Annotated in this window: 16 protein-coding genes; 6 read left to right on the forward strand and 10 right to left on the reverse strand. The window is 58.7% G+C overall.

Going from position 1 to position 18697, the window contains the following annotated elements; translation table 11 throughout:
• Nucleotides 1-29: 29 nt before the first annotated feature.
• From ACQZ5G_RS24235 to repA, 5 genes are all read right to left on the reverse strand, one after another.
• The gene (locus ACQZ5G_RS24235; protein WP_448737878.1) at nucleotides 30-314 is read right to left on the reverse strand and encodes a hypothetical protein; all 285 of its coding nucleotides are present in this window, start codon (nucleotides 312-314) and stop codon (nucleotides 30-32) included.
• Nucleotides 315-382: 68 nt separating this feature from the next.
• A complete protein-coding gene (locus ACQZ5G_RS24240; RefSeq protein WP_035260560.1) occupies nucleotides 383-595 on the reverse strand; it encodes a hypothetical protein in 213 nt (70 codons plus the stop codon).
• Between the two features lie 460 nt (nucleotides 596-1055).
• A complete protein-coding gene (repC, locus tag ACQZ5G_RS24245; protein WP_448737879.1) occupies nucleotides 1056-2333 on the reverse strand; it encodes a plasmid replication protein RepC in 1278 nt (425 codons plus the stop codon).
• 185 nt (nucleotides 2334-2518) lie between these two features.
• Nucleotides 2519-3532: a plasmid partitioning protein RepB gene (gene repB / locus ACQZ5G_RS24250; RefSeq protein ID WP_448737880.1), complete on the reverse strand. Its 1014-nt coding sequence runs from the start codon at nucleotides 3530-3532 to the stop codon at nucleotides 2519-2521.
• Entirely contained in the window at nucleotides 3529-4743 is a 1215-nt protein-coding gene (repA, locus tag ACQZ5G_RS24255; protein ID WP_026363408.1) for a plasmid partitioning protein RepA, read from the reverse strand. Before repA ends, repB begins: the two co-directional genes overlap by 4 nt.
• A gap of 433 nt (nucleotides 4744-5176) precedes the next feature.
• Between repA and ACQZ5G_RS24260 the strand changes: the two genes are divergently transcribed.
• The 4 genes from ACQZ5G_RS24260 to ACQZ5G_RS24275 all read left to right on the forward strand — a co-directional run bounded on the left by ACQZ5G_RS24260 (nucleotide 5177) and on the right by ACQZ5G_RS24275 (nucleotide 9991).
• Nucleotides 5177-6562 carry an FAD/NAD(P)-binding protein gene (locus tag ACQZ5G_RS24260; RefSeq protein ID WP_448737881.1) on the forward strand — a complete coding sequence of 462 codons (1386 nt, stop codon included), beginning with the start codon at nucleotides 5177-5179 and terminating at the stop codon, nucleotides 6560-6562.
• A gap of 363 nt (nucleotides 6563-6925) precedes the next feature.
• Nucleotides 6926-7321, forward strand: coding sequence for a RidA family protein (locus ACQZ5G_RS24265; protein WP_448737882.1), 396 nt, complete (start codon nucleotides 6926-6928; stop codon nucleotides 7319-7321).
• Nucleotides 7322-7352: 31 nt separating this feature from the next.
• Nucleotides 7353-8441 carry a D-TA family PLP-dependent enzyme gene (locus ACQZ5G_RS24270; RefSeq protein WP_448737903.1) on the forward strand — a complete coding sequence of 363 codons (1089 nt, stop codon included), beginning with the start codon at nucleotides 7353-7355 and terminating at the stop codon, nucleotides 8439-8441.
• 71 nt (nucleotides 8442-8512) lie between these two features.
• Nucleotides 8513-9991: a M81 family metallopeptidase gene (locus ACQZ5G_RS24275; protein WP_448737883.1), complete on the forward strand. Its 1479-nt coding sequence runs from the start codon at nucleotides 8513-8515 to the stop codon at nucleotides 9989-9991.
• A gap of 58 nt (nucleotides 9992-10049) precedes the next feature.
• Here the strand turns inward: ACQZ5G_RS24275 and ACQZ5G_RS24280 are convergent, their stop codons facing one another.
• The 5 genes from ACQZ5G_RS24280 to hutI all read right to left on the reverse strand — a co-directional run bounded on the left by ACQZ5G_RS24280 (nucleotide 10050) and on the right by hutI (nucleotide 16182).
• The gene (locus tag ACQZ5G_RS24280; protein ID WP_448737884.1) at nucleotides 10050-10619 is read right to left on the reverse strand and encodes a HutD/Ves family protein; all 570 of its coding nucleotides are present in this window, start codon (nucleotides 10617-10619) and stop codon (nucleotides 10050-10052) included.
• Nucleotides 10620-10682: 63 nt separating this feature from the next.
• The gene (gene hutU / locus ACQZ5G_RS24285) at nucleotides 10683-12356 is read right to left on the reverse strand and encodes a urocanate hydratase (protein WP_065656680.1); all 1674 of its coding nucleotides are present in this window, start codon (nucleotides 12354-12356) and stop codon (nucleotides 10683-10685) included.
• 11 nt (nucleotides 12357-12367) lie between these two features.
• Nucleotides 12368-13171: an N-formylglutamate deformylase gene (hutG, locus tag ACQZ5G_RS24290; RefSeq protein WP_448737885.1), complete on the reverse strand. Its 804-nt coding sequence runs from the start codon at nucleotides 13169-13171 to the stop codon at nucleotides 12368-12370.
• A gap of 210 nt (nucleotides 13172-13381) precedes the next feature.
• The gene (gene hutH, locus ACQZ5G_RS24295; RefSeq protein ID WP_448737886.1) at nucleotides 13382-14926 is read right to left on the reverse strand and encodes a histidine ammonia-lyase; all 1545 of its coding nucleotides are present in this window, start codon (nucleotides 14924-14926) and stop codon (nucleotides 13382-13384) included.
• On the reverse strand, nucleotides 14923-16182 hold the full coding sequence (hutI, locus tag ACQZ5G_RS24300; protein ID WP_448737887.1) for an imidazolonepropionase: 1260 nt from the start codon (nucleotides 16180-16182) through the stop codon (nucleotides 14923-14925). The genes hutH and hutI overlap by 4 nt, the downstream gene beginning before the upstream one ends.
• Before the next feature lie 114 nt (nucleotides 16183-16296).
• On the opposite strand from hutI, the gene ACQZ5G_RS24305 reads away from it, so the two are divergent.
• Nucleotides 16297-17643, forward strand: coding sequence for a formimidoylglutamate deiminase (locus tag ACQZ5G_RS24305; protein WP_174058307.1), 1347 nt, complete (start codon nucleotides 16297-16299; stop codon nucleotides 17641-17643).
• Between the two features lie 51 nt (nucleotides 17644-17694).
• A complete protein-coding gene (gene hutC, locus ACQZ5G_RS24310) occupies nucleotides 17695-18420 on the forward strand; it encodes a histidine utilization repressor (protein WP_448737888.1) in 726 nt (241 codons plus the stop codon).
• Nucleotides 18421-18697 lie beyond the last annotated feature (277 nt).

Below are 18697 nucleotides of genomic sequence, written 5' to 3' on the forward strand. Positions count from 1 at the left end.
ATGTCGACCGGTCTTCTCAACACGCCCCCTCACCGTTGCGACAAAGCCTCTTCGCTGCCCGATGCAACCGGGTTCGACCTTCGGCCGGGAAACTCCAGCGCCCGCGCACTGTCGGGATAAAAGCGCGGCCCAACCAGACGGACTTTCTTCCCAGACACGTCGGTAATGTAGTTCAGGGTCGCGGCCTCTGGCGAAAGTGGAATGCTGTCGGCGCTGGAAACCGCAAGCGTGCTGACCTCGAGAGGCTGGGCAATTGCCGGCACGCTCGTCATCGCGGTGAGTGCGGCTGAGAGAAGAAATGATCTGGGAAACATGGGACGCATATCCTGGCGCGATTGTCTGCGCCATAAACAGCCCTCGCCCGCTTTGGTTCCGCCGCTCGTCAGCTATCCCCATCGAGATAGGAGCTATATTGAACATAGTCGGCGCTCGGTTGCCCACCGACGATCTCCGGCGGCCGCCCTTCGCCACCGGGCAGATGGCCAGTGTTTTCGAGCTCTGCCCTCAGGAGCTTTTCGATAGCCCTTTCCCGGGGCAAGGCGTTATCCGCCATGTAGAGGGCGACGGCCAGTTCCATGTCATCCGGAAAATTCATCAGCTCAGCCATCCGTTCCAGCAATCAAGCGCAAACGCAGGACCTTGCAGAAAGTTCAACTTCGCCGCCTCGGCGCGAGGCTTTGTCTGTCGACCGTGCATTTACTTCCGATGGCCATATCCCGGTCCTGCGGCGCCCGGGCATGCGCTTCTATTCAGTACCACATGCCTGTTTTGCCAGGTGCTCCGCGCATACAGATTGCGCTTTTCCGCTCTTCTCGTCGCAATTTCGACGAAAAACACCCTCGACTCAAGCGATTGAAACCAATCATGGAAAAACGCAAACGAAAGCTAAACCGAACTTAGTTTTCATTACCTTGCATTAACCATAGAAATCCACCGGCTGCACTGTTGCTACAGTAGCCTCATGCGAATCTCTTTCTACTTGCGGAAACGGCGTTAATGTAACTTCCGTCTGCTTTTTCCGCAAGCGATGACCATTTCCCGCGGCCCGTGAGAACTCACGAAAGCATGTTCGCCTCCATGGTGTCCTTACGCCCTCGCAACTGCGCCAGAAGCATTGTCTGCACATCGAAGCCGCCTTCCTGCGCCTTACGGGTCAGATTACGCAGATATCCGCCGAGCGAGCTTATCTGGTCCGCTTTCTGCAAAAGGCATGCGAGAATGGCTGCCGTTCCCTGTCGGCCGAATGTGACAAGCGCATCCTGATACGCCGACTGGCTGATGTTGAACATGGTTTTGATGACGGATGTCGCCACTTCGAGATCGCGCCATCCGGTAACCGCTCCGCCTGGGGCATAGAGCGAGATATCCGGGCAAGCCTTCAAAACCAAAACAATATCAGGAACAAAAAATTGCTTATGAAGAACAGGCTTTGCTGACTGCGGCGAAGCTTTTGCACTGACGGGTGCCACATATGCCGGCTGGGTGCTTGCCGTGCTGGCAGGTGCAACGGTTGCCGGTTCGCACAAATCCTGCCGTTCAGATATGGATTCGGATTCTGAATTCTTTATGAGGCGCTCATTTTGGCAGTCATTGCCGCCCGTTTTTTCCGATTTTTCAATATTTTCCAGATAGTTGGTCACTTCCGCGCGCAAAGAGGCCAAAAATCCTGCGATTTCCCGAAGCTCCGCAGGCTTGGAATTGCGGCCGAGAGAGCGGGCAATCCCATTATAGCGGGTCTGAAACCCTTCGAAGGTTTCGACTTCACCGCTCGCGGCAATCATCTCGCAGAGTTTCTGGATATCGCGGCGGCAAAGGCTGATATTTTCACGAAGCCGCTGAAGATCGAGCCGCTCGCTGACGATGCGTTCGGCCAGTTCCTCGATTTCCGCTTTGCGGGCAAGAAGCGGCGCCAGCGAAAAACCGTAAGCTTCGCTGATTTCCCCTCCCCTATGCTTGCGGGCGTATCGTTTTCCGTTAGGGCTGTCCTTGCGAATGATAAGACCGGCCTCGACAAGAGCCGAAAGGTGCCGGCGCAATGTCTGCTCGGCCATGCCATGGGCCCTGAGTGACAATTGCGTATTCGAAGGGAAGACAACCAATCCGGCTTCGCTGGAAAGCTCGTTTTTCGGATAAAAACTCAAAAGCGCGTTCAGGACCGCAAGCGAGCGATCAGTCACACCGAGCAATGGCCTGGCTTCGCAGACCGAACGATAGAGTTTCCATTTATCGACCGCTTCGATTTTCTTGTTTTTCTGCGCGGCGAACTGGGTTGCGAGGACGCCAAACGACATCGCTCGCCGCCCAAAGGGCGTCGTTACACATGTGCTGTTCATGTCTTTCACCTTTCACAAGGCAAAAGAAAATCGCTCACCGAAAAATTCGATGCCAAGACTCTTGACTATGATTCGCGGAAATGAGATTCTTCGGGTGCTTAAATCAAAGAAAGGCTTCCGCGCGGCAACGTTCGGGGGCTTTTTTCTTTTGTGATGCGTCTCCTGTTAGTCGTTCGAGTTAAAAATCACTGCTTGGACCGGTATTCGGCAAACAGCGTCTGAAGATGTTCGAGAACGAACTCGGCAAATTCCGGGGCTTCGTTCTTGTCGATGGAGATATCCAGCTTGCGGTCGCTCTCGACCACCTTTGCCAGTCGGCCGCCGGTTTGCGATGTCCACACGCCGGTTTTTTTCGCCTGCGCCTTGGGCTTCAGAAAATCCAGAAGTGACTTGAAACGTTCTTCCGATGGCAGGGCGGCAACCGATGTATCCTTGACATAGGCGCGGGCTGCTTCCTTGACCTGCGAGGAGGAAAGCTGATCGGCAAGATCCATCCAGTTACGACGGCCGACAGTCGGGGCCGGGCCAATCAGATCGACCAGATCCTCGGGAATGCGGCCGACAACCGAAAGCATGTTGGAGAGATCGCCCTTGTGCAGCGACATGGCGGCCATGATCGTATCCCGAGGAAACCGCATCTGCAGTTTCTGGGCAAAACGTGCCTTTTCGATATAGGTGAGGTCGCGACGCTCGTTGTTTTCCTGTCCCTGGGCAACGACGAGCTGCTCATCGCTGAGATCACGAACGACCGCCTTGACCGGAATACCGAGGCTGGAGACGGCGCGCAGGCGACGATGGCCGAAGGCGACCTGATAACGGCCGGGGAATTCGGGATGCGGGCGCACCAGAATGGGAACCTGCTGGCCCTGTTCACGAATGGCTTCTACCAGGCCAGTATCCGCCTCTTCAGAGGCTGGCATGCGATCCGGTATGAAAGAGGGATCGATATCGGCAGGGCTGAGCGAAACGATCGTAAGACCTTCCGCGAGCTGCTTTTCGATCTCTTCTGCGCGCTTGGCCCGTTCCGATACTTCGTTGAGCGACTGGCCGATCATGCCGACCGGGGAATTCAGAACATCCGTCACAAGTTCCGGAGAACCGAGGATGGGCCTGATACGCGGACGCGACCGCTCGGTGGCAGTCTCGTTGCTGTCGGTGCCCGGCGTACCGAGATTGGCAAAGATCTGTTTTCTGCTCATGCTGCCCTACCCCACGCTTTTTTAATCAGTCCTTCGATTTCAGCGTTTACGTTGTTCATGGCTTCCAGCGCGCGGTCATAGGTGGACCGGGTGAACTGGGTTCTTTCCACTTCGAAAAGTGTCTGGTTGGTCAGTCCGGCATCTGAGACGGCCGTGCTCTTCAGCATCGGGTGGATGAGGACGTTTTCACCGAAAATCGAGCGCAGGAACGCGACCATCTGGTTTTGCGGCCCATCGCTCGGTTCAAAACGGGTGATCAGGTAACGCATCCAGTTATAGTCGGAACGCGCTCCCGCCCTGCCGATTTCAGCGAGAAGATCGCCGGTCATGGCAAGGAACTGGTTCATCGACATCACATCAAGCATTTGCGGATGAACGGTGACGAGAACCGATGTGGCGGCCGTCAGGGCCGAAAGTGTCAGATAACCAAGCTGCGGCGGGCAATCGATGACCACAACGTCATAAAAGTTCTGCGCCTGGGCTATCGCCTGGCCGATGCGGGCAAAAAACAACGTATCGCCCGGCGCGCGACGCATCAGGGCGCGGGGCGTGTCGTGTTCGAATTCCATGAGCTCCAGATTGCCCGGAACGATATGGAGATTGGGAATATAGGTGCCACGAACGATCTCGGCGATCGGCCGGCGTTCGTCGTCGTAACGGATCGCGCCATAAAGCGTTTCATTCGGACCGACATCGATCTCCGGCTGATGACCGAAGAGAGCGGACAGACTGGCCTGCGGATCGAGATCGATGGCAAGCACCCGGTAACCGCGCAGCGCCAGATATTGCGCCAGATGCGCCGATGTCGTGGTTTTTCCCGAGCCGCCCTTGAAGTTCATGACGGCGATGACCTGCAACTCTTCGCCGTCACGACGATGCGGCAGATAACGGCGTGTGCCACGCGCGCCCTGATCGAGGAATTTTCTGATCTCGTCCATATCTTCGACGGAATAGGAACGACGACCGGAAGCCTGCGCCGCATCGAGCTCCGGACGCTCGGCGGCGATCTGGCGAAGATAGGCTTCGCCGATGCCGATCAATCGGGCGGTTTCCGCCGGCGAGAAATGGCGCATGCTCTTTTCGGTGTGCGGGGAAAATGTATTTGCATTATGAGCCTGCAATTGGGCTGACAACGCAGCCGAATGCTGTTGTATAAGACTCGTCAGGTCGGGTGCTCCTGCGGCACGTCTTAAATCGGCACTCTGTGTCATCGGTCTTCTTTCGCTCGAAATTGCAGTAGCGGTTTTTTTCGAAAAAGGCGGTTTTTTCCGCAACTGAGATATAAGCGCCGATTCTCTTTTTGGCGCAATAGGCTTTTTTCTCAGGTTGGAAAGTGCCGCTAAAGCATTGTGGAAGAATCACATTTGCTTTTTGTGACGGTTCGACGGTTAGCCGCGGCTAACTTCTCGTTGTTGATCATAATGAAGGGCGTTGTCGCGTCTTTTGGTGCGCCGAATATCCGCCCCGTGCGGAAGTTTGCCGCGGCTAACTTTTGGGTTTGACCTTTATGCTTCCGATAATCCCGGCGCCAGAAAGTGAAGGGTAGACATTCGCATCTGTTTAATCTCTACTCGTTGACTAGAGTATCGTTGGGTTCGACACCCGTCGTCTGGCTGTTCAAGCTGTCGCAGGTTGGAGGAATGAATGTCCTATGATGTCGCTCTCGTCGGGTCGGGTTTTTCGGCCATCTGTACCGCCGCCCATCTTTTATCGTCCCTGCCTGCGGAAGCCTCTATCGCTATCGTCGGCGATGAGTCGGATTTCGGGCGGGGCACCGCCTATCGCACGGAGCTGCCTTATCATCGTCTGAATGTGCCGGCCGGGCGAATGAGTGTCTTCCCTGACAGGCCGGATGATTTTGTCGACTGGTTGGCGGAAAACGGGATCGCGGACAATCCCCTGCTGTTCGCCTCGCGCGGTGACTATGGTCTTTATCTTCGCGACAGACTGGCCGGCCTGCTTAGAAGCAGGGAGCAACGGGCCCGAGTAGACTTCGTTCGGGCCAAGGCTTCGGCCTGTCGGCCGGATGGCATGGGCGGATTTTCTTTTACACTGGAAAATGGTGAGCAGCTGCGCGCGCAGAATGTCGTTCTGTGTCTCGGTGTCGGCGCTGCGAGTTTGCCGGTGCAAACTGTCGCAAGGGAAGAAGAGGGGCCGCAACGTATCATTGGCCACTGCTGGCAGCCGGGATGGTTGTCCAAAATCAAGGCCGGGGATCGCATCTGTATTCTGGGGTCGGGCCTGACGATGATCGATCAGGTTTTGACTCTGAGGGGAAAAGGACATCAAGGGCCAATCCATGTCCTGTCCCGTCGTGGTCTGGTGCCGCATCCGCATGTCAGTCCGCCGTCACCGCCTGTGGAGCCGAATTTACCCGAAGGCTCGACGGAGATTAGCTGGTTGCTGCACTCTCTGCGCAAGCAAGTGAGCGACGGTGCGCCGTGGCGCACTGTCATGGATGGCTTGCGGCCGCAAACTCAATCGCTTTGGCAGCGTCTTACACCTGCGCAACGCAGCCGGTTCCTTCGGCATGCCTTGCCGTGGTGGAACATCCATCGGCACCGTATCGCGCCTGAAGTGTCTGGCGCTTTCGGGAAATTGCTTTCAGATGGTATTCTTGAAATCCATGCGGGTTACCTTCGCTCCATAGAAGAAGGAGAGGAGGGGATCGCCGTGCGTTACCGCCGCAGACATACGCAGATATTGAAGGAACTGCAGGTCGATTGGGTCGTCAATTGCACGGGGATGGAGCGGGCCGGCATCGGCCATTCGCGGCTTCTTGAAACGATGCGCGCTGACGGCGTTATTTTGCTCGATCCCTTCGGGCTCGGGGTGGAAGTCGACGGCCAGTCCCGTTTGCTGCGGACGGACGGACGAAGCTGGCCCGGTCTTTTCGCCGCCGGTGCGCTGACGGCGGGCCGCTTCTGGGAGATTACCGCTGTTCCGGATATTCGCGTGCAGGCGCAGAAAATCGCGCAAGAGATAACGGATAGGGTGACAGCGAGCGATCGGCTTTCCGCACGCGGGTGAGCTGGTTGAAGGACTGCCCGAAGCGAGACGTGTCCAGTACCTCTCCTAAGAGGTTAGCCGCGGCAAACTCGTTTTCTGAATAATGTGCTGGAAATTCCATGGATGTCGAATTTGGCGAGTGGAATGTAGCGCGAATGCCCACGGGGACCGCATTATAAGCATGCAGTTCCCCCATGAATCACGCCATATATCGACCATGAGCCATACATTTCCCTATAATGTATCGGCGGTAAGCACGGCAGCGGATTTCGCACGTAATGTGCGCGATTGCTAAATAATTTACATTGCTTGTGGAAATGCGTCATGAAATCGGCTACAAATCGCGAAAATTTCTGAAATTATGAAAATAATTTGCGAGGACTTATGCAAGGGCCGAAACTGATACGATATGAGGCGGCGGACAATCAGGCTGGTGGACAGCGGCGACCATTTGCCAAGGCCGTCCGGGCCGGCGATTTCGTTTATGTTTCCGGGCAGGTGCCAACCGTCGATGGCGAGGTGGTGACCGGCGGAATCGTGGCGCAGACCGAGCAGGTGGTTGCGAATATCAAGGATGTTCTGGCGCTTGCCGATTGTACGCTTGCGGATGTGGTCAAGGTCAATGTCTGGCTGGACGATGCCCGGGATTTTTCGAGCTTCAACGCTGTCTTCCAGAAATATTTCATCGATCATCCGCCGGCGCGCTCCACCGTGCAATCTCCGCTGATGGTCGATGCCAAGGTGGAAATGGACGTTATCGCCTATAAGCCGCTGGCCTGAAGCCCAATTTGCCGATGTTTGAGAGTAGATGATGACCTATCCCTGGCCTGATGCGGGCACACCCCTCAATGCGATTTCGACGCCGATGCCTGTCATCGACGAGGACAGGCTCGCCGCCAATATCCTCAGGGCGCAATCCTATCTGGATGATCACGGCAAGGCCTTTCGGCCGCATATCAAGACGCACAAGATACCCGCTGTCGCCAAGCAGCAGCTTCAGGCTGGCGCCATCGGCATTAATTGCCAGAAAGTCAGTGAGGCGGAGGTTTTTGCGGATGCCGGTTTCGATGACATTCTGATCACCTATAATATTCTCGGTGCAGCAAAGCTGTCGCGGCTGAAGGCGCTGAATGCGCGGATCGGTCGGCTGAGCGTGGTTGCCGATAGCGCGGTCACGATTGCCGGCCTTGCCGATACATTCGATGCGGCAAGGCCGCTTGCCGTGCTGGTCGAATGCGACACGGGCGGCAAGCGCTGCGGTGTGCAGACGCCGGAAGCGGCACTGGCGCTTGCGGAAAAGATTGCCTCGGCACCGGGCCTCACATTCAAGGGCATTTTGACCTATCCGGCACCGGGCGGAGCCGCGACGGTGGAAAACTTCCTTCGCGAGACGATGGCATTGTTGGCGGCAAAGGGCATGGATTGCCCGGTGCGATCCAGCGGCGGTTCTCCGGATTTTTACGCCGCGCATCTCGTTCCTTCCGCCACCGAACATCGGGCCGGCACCTATGTCTATAATGATCGCGCCATGCTGCGCGCCGGACATTGCACGGCGGGCGATCTCGCCATGCATGTTCTTGCCACCGTCGTATCGCGACCGACAGCCGACCGGGCCGTGCTGGATTGCGGCTCCAAGGCTCTGACCTCGGATCTTCTGGGTTTCAGCGATTACGGGCTGCTCGAAGGCTACGAAGGTGCGAAAATCATCTCGCTTTCGGAAGAACATGCGGTTGTCGATCTATCCGGCTGTGCCTCGGGCCGGCCTGAAATCGGCGATGTGGTTAGGGTCGTTCCGAACCACACCTGTGTCGTCAGCAATCTTTTCGACAGGATGGTTTTTCATCGAAACGGCGTCGTGACGCGGGTTGAGCAGGTCGCAGCGCGCGGTACGGTCTGGTAAAATTACCCGGCTAATTAAATTCTGAAATAAAGCTGCCGAAGGGCAGATTGCGGTAACGAGAATCTAGAGACATGCGCATCTTCACGGCGTCACTCGCCACCGAAACCAACACGTTTTCACCCGTCCCGACGGATATGGACGCTTTTCGCGCGGCTTTTTATGCCGGACCGGGGGAGCATCCCGAAACGCCGACGCTTTGCTCATCGCCAGTGCCGATCTTGCGCCGCCGCGGTAAGGCGGAAGGGTTCACGGTAATAGAGGGAACCTCCTGCTGGGCGGAACCGGCGGGCCTTATCCAGCGCCAGACGTATGAAACGCTGCGGGATACGATTCTCGCCGAACTCAATGCCGCCCTGCCGGTCGATGCCGTGGTGCTCGGTCTGCACGGCGCTATGGTGGCGCAGGGTTATGACGATCCGGAGGGGGATTTCCTGTCACGCGTCCGCGCATTGGTTGGACCGGATGTGCTGGTCGCGGCGGAATTCGATCCGCACAGCCATCTGACGGCGCTTCGGGTCAAAAATCTCGATATCATGGCGACGTTTCTGGAGTTTCCGCATACGGATTTCGAAGAGCGCGGCGAGCATGTGGTGGAAATGGCGCTGCGCACGCTTCGGGGGGAGATCAAGCCGGTCATCTCCACTTTCGATTGCCGCATGATCACCATTTATCCCACCAGCCGTGAGCCGATGCGCTCTTACGTCGACCGGCTGAAGGCCATGGAAGGCAAGGATGACATCCTGTCGATTTCCGTCATTCACGGTTTCATGGCGGGCGACGTGCCGGATATGGGAACGCGTATCGTTGTCGTGACCGATAATGACAGGGCAAAGGGCGATGCGCTGGCCGAAAAGCTCGGCCATGAGCTTTATGCCATGCGCAAGCTGACCGCCATGCCGATGCTGGATACGGAATCAGGTCTCGACCAGGTTCTTGCCATTCGCAGCAATAATCCGGACAGGCCGGTCGTCGTATCGGATATCTGGGACAATCCGGGCGGCGGTGTCGCCGGTGACGCCACCCATATTCTGCGGCGCATGGTGGAGCGCGGCATGGACAATATCGCCGTCGCGACGATCTGGGACCCGATTGCGGTGTCTTTCTGTCATGCAGCGGGCGAGGGGGCCGAGATCGACCTGCGCATCGGCGGCAAATCCAGCCCGGAAGGCGGCGAGCCGCTCGATTTCCGCATAAAGGTGATGCGCACGGCCGAGGCCGGCTGGCAGAGTTTCCGCAACAGCCGCGTAACGCTCGGCCGTGCCGCTGTCGTCCGGCCGCTCGGTACGCAGATCGATATCATCCTCATCACCAGCCGCACGCAAACTTATGAGCCGGATATCTTTTCCAATCTCGGCGTCGATTTTGCGAAGAAAGACGTGCTGCTGGTCAAGTCCACCAATCATTTCCATGCGGGGTTTGCGCCGGTCGCCTCCGAGATCGTCTATATCGCGGCCCCGACGTCTTATCCGACCGATCCGGCGAAAACGCCCTATCGCAAGGCGAGCCTTGAGCTTTGGCCACGGGTGGCCGATCCGCTGGGGCTGGACTGAGGCGGCAGCGGTTTGGGCATTATCTGGACGAAATTTGTGAAGCCTTTTCCGGAAGGCTTCAGAGACGCTCGAGGGTGATCAGGAAAAACGCGCTTTCGCTTTGATCTCCTTCGACGGTGAACGGTAAATCGCCTTCAATCAGCAGACCATCCAGCTTCCCCAATCGGTCCTTGCTTTCACCGGTTAAAATCGTCAGCGGGTCGAGTGCCAGAACAAGCGTCGTGTTTCCGGCGGCTTTTCCCGAAAACGGGCCGGAATGCCTTTTAACGACATGACGAAAGCGCGAGCGGCGGGTCATGACGTTCAGATCGGTGATCGCGCCATCGGGCAGGGTCGCATTCACGGGAACATCGGCCGGAAAGGGCAGGGGTGGGCTTTCCATTGTCAGCAGCAGCGGATCGCCGGCCGCAATTGCCAGCGCCATGCCGTTTCCCTCAAGAATGGAGAGGGTGCGGTCTATGCCGGGGAAGATCGAAAACGGCCCGTCGCTCGCCACCGTCGCCATGCTGATGCGCCAGTCGAAATTCTCGACGGAAGACGCGGGTGGAAAGATGGCGACTTCCACCGTCTCGCCGCCGCCGTTTTTCCAGGGCATTCGCTTGTAATCGCTTGCGCGCAGCAGGGTCATGGTTTTCCACTTTTGAGAGGGATCGGCCGGAAAGAGGTGTTTCTCTTTCCGGCCGAAAGAGGATCAATTGCCGAGAATGCCGGGCAGGCGCAGGCCCTGTTCCTTTGCGCATTCCACGGCGATGTCGTAACCGGCATCGGCATGGCGCATGACGCCGGTTGCCGGGTCATTCCACAGCACGCGCTCCAGCCGGCGAGCGGCATCGTCGGTGCCATCGGCGCAGATGACCATGCCGGAATGCTGCGAGAAGCCCATGCCGACGCCGCCGCCGTGATGCAACGATACCCAGGTCGCGCCGGATGCGGTGTTGAGCAGCGCATTGAGAAGCGGCCAGTCGGAAACGGCATCCGAGCCATCCTTCATGGCCTCGGTCTCGCGGTTGGGCGAGGCGACGGAGCCGGAATCCAGATGGTCGCGTCCGATGACGATTGGCGCCTTCAGCTCACCGTTCCTGACCATTTCGTTGAAGGCGAGGCCGAGACGGTGGCGGTCGCCAAGGCCGACCCAGCAAATACGCGCCGGCAGGCCCTGGAACGCGATGCGCTCGCGCGCCATGTCCAGCCAGTTGTGCAGGTGCTTGTTGTCTGGCAGCAGTTCCTTCACCTTGGCGTCGGTCTTGTAGATGTCTTCCGGATCGCCGGAAAGGGCCGCCCAGCGGAACGGGCCGATGCCGCGGCAAAATAGCGGGCGGATATAGGCCGGTACGAAGCCCGGAAAGGCGAAGGCGTTTTCCAGGCCCTCATCCTTGGCAACCTGGCGGATATTATTGCCGTAATCGAGCGTCGGAACGCCGGCGTTCCAGAAATCGACCATGGCCTGTACATGCACCTTCATGGAGGCGCGAGCGGCAGCCGCAACGGCCTTCGGGTCGCTTTCCTGCTTGGCGCGCCATTCGGCAACGGTCCATCCGGCCGGAAGGTAACCATGGACGGGATCGTGCGCCGAGGTCTGGTCGGTAACGATATCGGGACGAACGCCGCGACGGACGAGTTCCGGGAAGATTTCCGCCGCATTGCCGATCAGGCCGACGGATTTCGCCTCGCCCGCCTTGGTCCATTGGTCGATCAGGGCCAGCGCCTCATCGAGCGTATGCGCCTTCGCATCGACATAACGGGTGCGCAGGCGGAAGTCGACGCGGGTTTCATCGCATTCGACGGCGAGGCAGCAGGCGCCGGCCATGACGGCAGCGAGCGGCTGTGCGCCGCCCATGCCGCCGAGACCGCCGGTGAGAATCCACTTGCCCTTAAGGTTGCCGTCATAATGCTGGCGGCCAGCCTCGACGAAGGTTTCATAGGTGCCCTGCACGATGCCCTGCGTGCCGATATAGATCCACGAACCGGCCGTCATCTGGCCATACATGGCAAGGCCCTTCTTATCCAGCTCGTTGAAATGATCCCAGTTCGCCCAGTGCGGCACGAGGTTGGAATTGGCGATCAGGACGCGCGGCGCGTCCTTATGGGTGCGGAACACGCCGACCGGCTTGCCGGACTGCACGACGAGGGTTTCATCCTCGTTCAGATCCTTCAGCGTCGCGACGATACGGTCGAAATCGTCCCAGGTGCGGGCGGCGCGGCCGATGCCGCCATAAACCACCAGCTCATGCGGACGCTCGGCCACGTCAGGGTCGAGATTGTTCATCAGCATGCGCAGCGGCGCTTCCGTCATCCAGCTTTTGGCATTGAGGTCAGTGCCCTGCGGCGAGCGGACATCGCGAATATTGTGGCGTGGATTGTTCATGTGTTTTCCCCTTATCGTTTCGTGTCGAGCGCAAATTTTTCCATGCGCGTGAGAATGGTTTTGAGATGGGAGCGAAGCCGTTCGGCCTTGCCCGTGTCATAGGCAAAAGGCGGCGTCTCGCTTTGAAGATGGGTGGATTGCGCCAGCTCCATCTGAATGGCGTGCACGCCGCTCTGCGGTTTTCCGTAATGGCGCGTCGTCCAGCCGCCCTTGAAACGACCGTTCAGAATGCTGTCGTAGCCCTCCGCTGCGGCGGTCACCTCGACGGCGATCTTCTCGATGGTCGGATCGCAGGTTTTGCCCATATCCGTGCCGATGTTGAAATCCGGTAGCTTGCCTTCGAACAGGAAGGGAATATGCGAACGGATAGAATGGCAATCATAGAGAATGGCGATGCCGTGGATGGATTTGACCCGCTCGATTTCCGCCGCAAGGGCCGCGTGATAGGGCGCGTGGAAGTTTTCCAGACGGTACGCAATATCGTCCGCTGCGGGTTCCTGTCCTTCATTCCAGATCGGCTCGCCGTCGAAATCGGTCTCCGGAACAAGCCCTGTTGTGTTCTGGCCCGGATAAAGGCTTACCCCGGCCGGGTCGCGGTTGGCGTCGATCACATAACGATGGAAGGTCGCCCTTACGGTTGTCGCGCTCTCGAGAAGGTCGGCATAGAGCTCATGGATATGCCAGTCCGTATCGGCGAGAATCTTGCCGTTGTCGTTGAGACGATCCCAAATCTCAGCCGGAACATCCGTACCGGTGTGAGGTAGTCCGAGGATGATGGGCGAGGTGCCCTGGTGAAGCGTGAAGGGTCTGTTCATCGATCGGCCTCTTCTGCCGTGGGGTTACCCCCCTCTGCCCTGCCGGGCATCTCCCCCTCAAGGGGGGAGATCGGCAAGCGGCGAATACCTTGCGCCACAATATCTGAGAACGAGCGGGTGCGGCATCTGATCTCCCCCCTTGAGGGGGAGATGCCCGGCAGGGCAGAGGGGGGTAACCCCACGGCAGAAGAGGATAAAGTACTCATCATTTCACGCCTCCAGCTTTGGCAGAATGCCGTCCGAAATTGCCGCGACCAGCGCGCCGGAGGCAATCAATTCCGCCGCAGCCTTCAGGTCCGGGGCCATATAGCGGTCTTCCTCCAGCGAAGGCACCGCCGCGCGCAATGCCGCAATTACCTTTTGCAGTTCGGGGCTGGTTTTCAGCGGCCCGCGCAACTCCACGCCCTGTACGGCCGAAAGCGCCTCGATGCCGAGAATGGCGAAGAGATTGTCCGTCATCGGTAGCAGGCGGCGCGCGCCATGGCAGGCCATGGAGACATGGTCTTCCTGATTGGCGGAAGTGGGTGTGGAATCCACCGAGGCCGGATGCGCCATCTGCTTGTTCTCGCTCATCAGCGCGGCGGAGGTGACTTCGGCGATCATCAGGCCGGAATTCAGCCCGGGCTTCCTGGAAAGAAAGGCCGGCAGACCATAGGAGAGGGCCGGATCGACCAGCAGCGCCACGCGTCGCTGGGCGATCGCGCCGATCTCGCAAATGGCGAGCGCCGTCTGGTCGGCGGCAAAGGCCACCGGTTCGGCGTGGAAATTGCCGCCGGAGACGACGGAATTGTCTGAAAGCACCAGCGGATTGTCGGTCACGGCATTGGCTTCGATTTCCAGCGTGCGGGCCACCTGCCGCAGAAGATCGAGGCAGGCGCCATCCACCTGCGGCTGGCAGCGAATGCAATAGGGATCCTGCACCCGCTCATCGCCCTCGATATGGCTGACGCGGATTTCTGAACCCTCCAGCAACCGGCGAAGGGCGGCTCCGGCGTCGATCTGGCCCTTATGACCCCGCAGGCTGTGAATATCGGGATGGAAAGGTGCGGAAGACCCCATGGCGGCATCTGTGGAAAGCGCACCGGTAATCAGTGCTGCCTGTGCCGCACGATGGGCGCGGAAAAGACCGGCCAGCGCCAGCGCCGTCGAAGTCTGCGTGCCGTTGATCAGCGCAAGCCCCTCCTTGGCGGCAAGCACCACCGGGGTCAGTCCGGCTTTCGCAAGCGCTTCGCCGGCTGGCAGAAGCGCGCCCGCATAAAAGGCCTCGCCTTCGCCCATCATCACCGCCGCCATATGGGCAAGCGGCGCGAGATCGCCGGAAGCCCCAACCGAACCCTTTTCGGGAATGACGGGGATGACGCCCTTCTCCAGCATGGCTTCGATCAGCCGCACAAGCTGCAGCCGCACGCCGGACGCGCCGCGACCGAGCGAAACCAGCTTCAGCGCCATGATCAGCCGCACGACGTTTTCAGGAAGCGGTGCGCCGACCCCGCAGCAATGCGACAGGATGAGATTGCGCTGCAGCGTCGCCACATCGGCCGCGTCGATCTTGATGGAAGCGAGCTTGCCGAAGCCGGTATTGATGCCATAGACCGGCGCATTGCCGGCAGCGATCTCGGCGATGCGGGCCGCCGCCTTTTCAATGCCTTTATCGAAGCTGCGGTCGAGTCTGGCGCTGCCGTTCTCCCAGTATATCTCGGCGAGATTGGCTAAGGTCACATTGCCTGGGTGAAGCGTGATGGTCTTCATGGTCATGGGCAAACCTTCTGTCCCTTGAAAATGCGGGCATGTAGCGGATTGAAACCGATGCGGTAGACAAGTTCCGCCGGACGCTCGATATCCCAGATGGCGAAATCAGCGGATTTTCCAGCCTCGAGCGTGCCGGTTTCGCTAAGCAGCCCGAGCGCCTTTGCCGCGTTGCGTGTCGTCGCCGTCAGGCACTCTTCCACGGTCATGCGGAAAAGCGTTGCGCCCATATTCATGGTCAGCAGCAGGGAGGTGAGCGGCGAAGTGCCGGGGTTGCAGTCCGTTGCCAGCGCAATGTCGGCCCCGGCATCGCGCAGGGCCTGCACCGGCGGCAATTGTTTTTCCCTGAGCGCGTAGAAAGCGCCGGGAAGAAGCACGGCCACGGTTCCTGCTTTCGCCAGTGCCTTCGCACCGGCTTCATCAAGATATTCCAGGTGATCGGCCGAAAGGGCGTTATAGGATGCCGCAAGCTCGGAACCGCCAAGGTTGGAAAGCTGCTCGGCATGCAGTTTGACCGGAAGGCCATAGTGTTTTGCAGCCTTGAAAACCCGGTCGATCTCCTCGACGGAAAAGGCGATGCCTTCGCAAAAACCGTCAACCGCATCCGCCAGTCCTTCCGCATGGGCTTTTTCCAGCCCCGGCAGAACGACATCGCCAATATAATCGGCGTTGCGCCCCTTATAATCTGCTGGTGTCGCATGTGCGGCAAGATAGCTGGTGACGATGCGGACCGGCCGCAATGTCTCGAGCCTGCGGGCGACGCGCAGCATTTTCAGCTCGGTTTCAATATCGAGACCGTAACCGGATTTGATTTCGACCGTGGAAACGCCTTCGGAAAGAAGCGTGTCGAGGCGCGGCAAAGCCTGCGCCACCAGAGCATCTTCCGAAAGCGCGCGCGTGTCGCGCACCGAAGAAACAATGCCGCCGCCCGCTTTGGCGATCTCCTCATAGGTCGCCCCATTCAGCCGCATCTCGAATTCCATGGCGCGGTTGCCGCCGAAGACGAGATGGGTGTGGCAGTCGATCAGGGCAGGGGTGATCCAGCGGCCGCCGCAATCGTTGGTCTCATCGGCTTTCGCCAGATCGGCGGGCAGATCGCTTTCAGGGCCGGCAAAGGCGATGCGGCCGTTACGCACGGCAATCACGGCGTTTTCGACGGCGCCGATGCCTTCCATGTCGGGGTTGAAGGTTGCCAGCCGGGCGTCGCGCCACAAAGCCGTGGCGTTCCCCGTCGCCGTTCCGTTTGCAGATTTGTTCCCTGGCATTTGCTTTTCGCCTTTCCTTTGTGAGTTAAATGTATATACATAATAATCGGCTTGGCAAGCTGCAATTTCTTGTTTGAAATGGCCTTGCCGGACAGAACCAAAGGAGAGGGTGGCATGACGGCAATTCACGCGGGCGCAGCGCTTCTGGCGGATGGATGGGCGAAGGATGTTCGCATCGTCTGCGATGAAGGTGCTATTTTATCCGTGGAAACCGGCGTTTCCCCGCAGCCGCAGGATGAGCGACATGCCGTCATTGTCCCGGCCATGCCCAATCTCCACAGCCACGCCTTTCAGCGCGCCATGGCGGGGCTTGCCGAAATCCGTGGTCCTGGCGATGACAGTTTCTGGAGCTGGCGCACCGTCATGTATAAATTCGCGCTCTCCATGACGCCTGACCATGTCGAGGCGGTTGCCGCCCAGCTTTATATGGAAATGCTCGAGGCCGGTTTCGGGCGGGTTGGAGAATTTCACTATCTGCATAATGACAGGGATGGTTCGCATTACGGCAATATCGCCGAAATGGCCGAACGTATCGGCGCGGCCGCCTCGCAGACGGGCATCGGCCTCACATTGCTGCCGGTCTTCTACGCCCATTCCGGTTTCGGCGGCCAGGCGCCGATCGACGGGCAGAAGCGCTTTATCCATTCGCTCGACAGTTACGGAAAGCTGATGCAGGGGGCGCAGGCCGTGGTGGACAGGCTGCCGGGCGCCACCCTCGGGATCGCGCCGCACAGCCTGCGTGCAGTGACCGGCGACGAGCTGGCAGCCATCGAGCCGCTGGCAAAAGGCGGGCCGATCCATATTCATGTGGCGGAACAGACGAAAGAAGTGGAAGATTCGCTCGCCTTTTCCGGTGCGAGACCGGTGGAATGGCTGCTTGAAAACGCGCCGGTCGATGGCCGCTGGTGCCTTATCCATGCGACACACATGACGGAAACCGAAACGCGAGGCATGGCAAAAAGCGGCGCTGTTGCCGGCCTCTGCCCGATCACGGAAGCCAATCTCGGCGACGGCATCTTCCCGGCTCCGGCGTTTCTCGCTGAAAACGGCCATTATGGTGTCGGATCCGATTCCAACATTCTGATTTCCGTGCCGGAAGAATTGCGAACGCTTGAATATTCGCAACGTCTCTCGCACCGCGCGCGCAATGTCATTGCCGATGCCGGTCATTCCACGGGAGAAAAACTTTTCCGGCAGGCGCTCGAAGGCGGCGGTAGGGCTCTGGCGTCGCGAAGCGGTCTGGAAAGTGGAAAAAGCGCCGATTTCGTCGCTCTTGATGTTTCCGCCGTTTCTTATCTTCCTATATCCCAGATTCTCGATCAGTGGATATTCGCGGGCGGCGTTTCTGTCGATTCCGTTTGGGTGCGCGGCAAAAAGCGCGTGCAGGCCGGCCGGCATATCCATCGCCGTGAAATATCCGATCGTTTCAACAAGGTCATGGCTGAACTTCTCGATAGCTGATATGGGCTCGGCAGAAACGGGAAAAAGCCAGCGGGGAAAGGCATTGCGGACGTGACGAAAGCATCAGCCGGGCAGACCCTGCACCAGCGTATCCTCAGTGAGATCGAGGGGCGGATCGTTTCGGGAGAATGGCCGCCGGGCCACCGGTTGCCTTTCGAGGTCGACCTCGCCGATCAATATCACTGTTCGCGCATGACCGTGAACAAGGTCATGGGCCAGCTGGCCAAGGCCGGTTTGATCGAACGTCGCAAGAAATCCGGCAGTTTCGTTCGCCAGCCGCAGATCCAGTCCGCCGTTCTCCAAATTCACGATATCGGGGCCGAGGTCGAATCCCTTGGCCTCGACTATGGCTTCAAAATCCTGGAGCGCGAAAGGCGCAGCGCGAAAAGCGCGGATCGTGAGCGGCTCGACGTTTCCGTCGGGACACCCTTGCTCGACATTCTCTGCATCCATTTCGCCGGTGCACGCGAATTCTGTGTCGAACAGCGCCTCATCAATCTGGCGGCCGTGCCGGAAGCGGCTGAAACCGACTTCACCGAAATTGCGCCCGGCCCCTGGCTGCTCGGCCATGTTCCCTGGAGCACCGCCGAACACCGGATCAGCGCCGAAACACCCTCGAAGGAGATCGCGCGCCTGCTCGGCATTTCCGACAGGCAGGCGTGTCTTGTCGTGGAGCGCCGTACCTGGAGCAATTCGGGCGCTGTCACCTATGTGCGCTTCACCTATCCCGGCAATGCGCATGCGTTGGTCGCCCGCTTCAGCCCGTCTTCCGACTGATATCTACAAGGCCTCGGTCCCTGTTATTGTGATATGGAGACCCTATATAGGGGACGGCCCATCAAGCTTGACGGACACCGACGGGAAAACCGTTAAAAGCCGTTAATTTATACGACAATCTTCAAATTCGCCTTTATAATCAGTTACCTATCACATTTCTGATTTTTTTTGATATTGCTGTGTTGACTTGTTTGAGGGTGTGGATTTATAAGTCCGCTCACTGAACGAGGGCGGCGGCGCTGCTGGCGACGGCGACTTTCGTTCTTAAGAAATCAAG

The sequence above is a fragment of the Agrobacterium sp. 22-214-1 genome (assembly GCF_053522465.1).